The following is a 2,533-nucleotide window of genomic DNA, read 5'->3' on the forward strand; positions in this document are numbered from 1 at the left end:
CCTTTAACGGTTACTTTTACATCTTTTAATCCACAGGCTTCAACTACTTCTTTATACTTATCAATCAGCAATGCGCCGGCAACACAACCGACATAAGCTTCTATACTGGCTCGAGTTTTTTCCGGAAGCTCTTTTAGTAGAGCAATATCAGATATGGCCACCCTTCCTTGAGGCTTAAGGACCCTATATATTTCCTGAAAAACTCTGGCTTTGTTGACAGATAAATTAATAACACAATTACTTATCACTACATCAACCGAATTATCTGCTAAAGGCAAATTTTCAATTTCTCCAAGTCTAAATTCAACATTGGCATAATGGTCTTTTGAAGCTATATTCCTTGCCTTTTCAACCATTTCCGGTGTCATGTCAACACCGATAACTTTGCCTGCCGGACCAACTTTAGCTGCCGCCAAAAAACAATCGAAACCTGCTCCAGAACCGAGGTCAAGAACTGCTTCACCTTCTTTTAGGCGGGCAATCGCCGTAGGGTTCCCACAACTTAGGGCCAAATTAGCTTCCGTAGGTATAACGCTGAGGTCGCTGTCAGAATAGCCAAGATTTTTAGCAAATTCCCCTACATCATCACCGCAAGAACTGCCACAACCACAACCGTTTTGTTGTTTGGCAATAGACCCGTAGGCGGCCCTGACAACTTCAGCTGTTTTGTTTGGATTCATATTACTCCCTCCAAATACAGTTTTTTTTTCTGGCAAACCGCTTTTACTTATCTTCTCAAATATTTGACCAAAAAATCATTTTCTATTATTTAACTACAACATCTGGATTTGTCGCCCGGGCAGCATGCACCACCTTGCGTTTGAACCTTATTTAGAACCAAACTGACATGTTTTCTCATGGCGTTTAAGGCGCCTTTTTCTACCATATGGCCTACTTCGACGGCCTCCTTGATCTCATCCTCGCCAATACCTAAATCCCGCGCCTTGCCCAGGTGAAAATCCAGGCAGGGTTGACAGTGAACCCCAACCGATACACCTATTGCGATCAGTTCTTTCATTCGTTCGTCCATTATATTACTCCTTTAGCTTTCATGTTTGTGAGTCTGAAATTATATTTACTAGTCTAATTCCCTGATTATTATTTTCGCAGTTTCTTCAGCAACTTCGCCTGTAAAAGAGATACACTGTTCCATATGCTCTGGAGACCCAAGTTTCATTCCTTTTGTTAACACGCGGCAGCACAAACATTTATGACGTTTTTGAAAGATATCATGCAATTCTTTAGATAGTTCCATGGTCTTATTGACCTTTTCATCCTTGGGTTCCGTCCTGCCGAAAAATAACCCAAGGGCCATAATCCCACCTACGATTGCGCCGCAAGTGCAGCCAGCACTACCCATGCCTATAGGAAAACCGGAAGCCATTGATATAACATCATCGGGAACCGCTAAATTGAATTCATCTTTAATTGTTTTAACAATTGATTCGGAACAAAAGAAATCACCATTGCGATAATAATCCTCTGCTGTTTTCCTTACTTTATCGATGTCAATATTATTTTTCAAAACACTGCCACCTTCCATTTCAGAACTGTGTTGAGAGAACCTCTTACAAAGAGTGCTAAAAACATACCCGCGGAAGGAATCCTTATTTTCGGTTCAAACTTACAATGTTTTTATTAATTAGTCAAATAAAAATATTTTATAAAATTTGATCTATCATTGAAACTATTAATTAGAGGGTTTCCCCATTAGAAAAGCGGCTATTTTTTAAGCCGCTTTTTGTTTTTAGTCTATATTTGTTTCATTCTTTTGCCTGGCAGCAAAAAACTTCTTAAGATTATCTGGTAATTCTGCCGGACGGGCCGGAATCGCAGCGCATTCATCTTTGTAAACTTCACGAAGGATTGCCTCAATGATCAGCCCCTTGGGGGGAACGGAGTATTCTTTTCCCCGATAAAACCAGACGCGACAGTCTACATCATCACCGCAGAGATCACCGCAGGACTCACACAGGCTTTCTCTTACCTCAAGCTGTATATCCTGGCCGTTAATGCGGATGGTGGGGGAGCTGACAAACCCCAGCTCCAAAGCCTGCTCCTCGCTCTGTACGTGGATTTTTCGCACATCCACCTCAATTCCGGTTGCTTCCAGAACACTTGAGACCTCCGAGATGGCTTCTTCCAGGCTGGAATCTGTCCCCCGGCAGGGAACACATACGTTCAGATCCAAAAACAGGAACTCGATATCCAGGCGCCTTTTCTCGGGGTCGGTTATAGATGAGTCCGTCCCCTGGGGAGCGCAACAGACTGTTTGACCTGTGGGCACCCGGGATTCAGCGGGAGGAGGGCAGCAACTGCTGCTGTTGCAACCGCAGCCGGAGTTTTCCGCCGGTGCTTTTTCTTCCTCTATACCCAGTACTTTGAACGCCGCCTGGCGGATAGCCTTGGCGGGGATATCTTCATACTCGCTGCCTTCAAACGTTACCGTCCGGCAGTAGGTATTGGTCCCCAGTAAATTTGTACATGAATCACAGTAGTTCTCTGATACCTCGATATTCAAAATATCTTCAAT

General features: G+C 43.5%; 3 protein-coding genes and 2 pseudogenes. All 5 read right to left on the bottom strand.

The features are described from left to right. The 5 genes and pseudogenes from arsM to NC238_15110 all read right to left on the bottom strand — a co-directional run bounded on the left by arsM (nucleotide 1) and on the right by NC238_15110 (nucleotide 2,521). Nucleotides 1-617: pseudogene (arsM, locus tag NC238_15090) on the bottom strand (arsenite methyltransferase). Nucleotides 618-769: 152 nt separating this feature from the next. After that, complete coding sequence (locus tag NC238_15095) at nucleotides 770-1,030, bottom strand: carboxymuconolactone decarboxylase family protein (GenBank protein ID MCM1567234.1); 261 nt, start codon at nucleotides 1,028-1,030, stop codon at nucleotides 770-772. A 48-nt stretch (nucleotides 1,031-1,078) separates the two neighbouring features. Next, nucleotides 1,079-1,525, bottom strand: a complete 447-nt coding sequence (locus NC238_15100) for a C-GCAxxG-C-C family protein (GenBank protein ID MCM1567235.1) — start codon at nucleotides 1,523-1,525, stop codon at nucleotides 1,079-1,081. A 222-nt stretch (nucleotides 1,526-1,747) separates the two neighbouring features. Continuing rightward, the gene (locus tag NC238_15105) at nucleotides 1,748-2,236 is read right to left on the bottom strand and encodes a DUF2703 domain-containing protein (protein MCM1567236.1); all 489 of its coding nucleotides are present in this window, start codon (nucleotides 2,234-2,236) and stop codon (nucleotides 1,748-1,750) included. 210 nt (nucleotides 2,237-2,446) lie between these two features. After that, nucleotides 2,447-2,521, bottom strand: a pseudogene (locus NC238_15110) (DUF2703 domain-containing protein). Nucleotides 2,522-2,533 lie beyond the last annotated feature (12 nt).

This window comes from Dehalobacter sp., from assembly GCA_023667845.1.
GTDB lineage: Bacteria > Bacillota > Desulfitobacteriia > Desulfitobacteriales > Syntrophobotulaceae > Dehalobacter.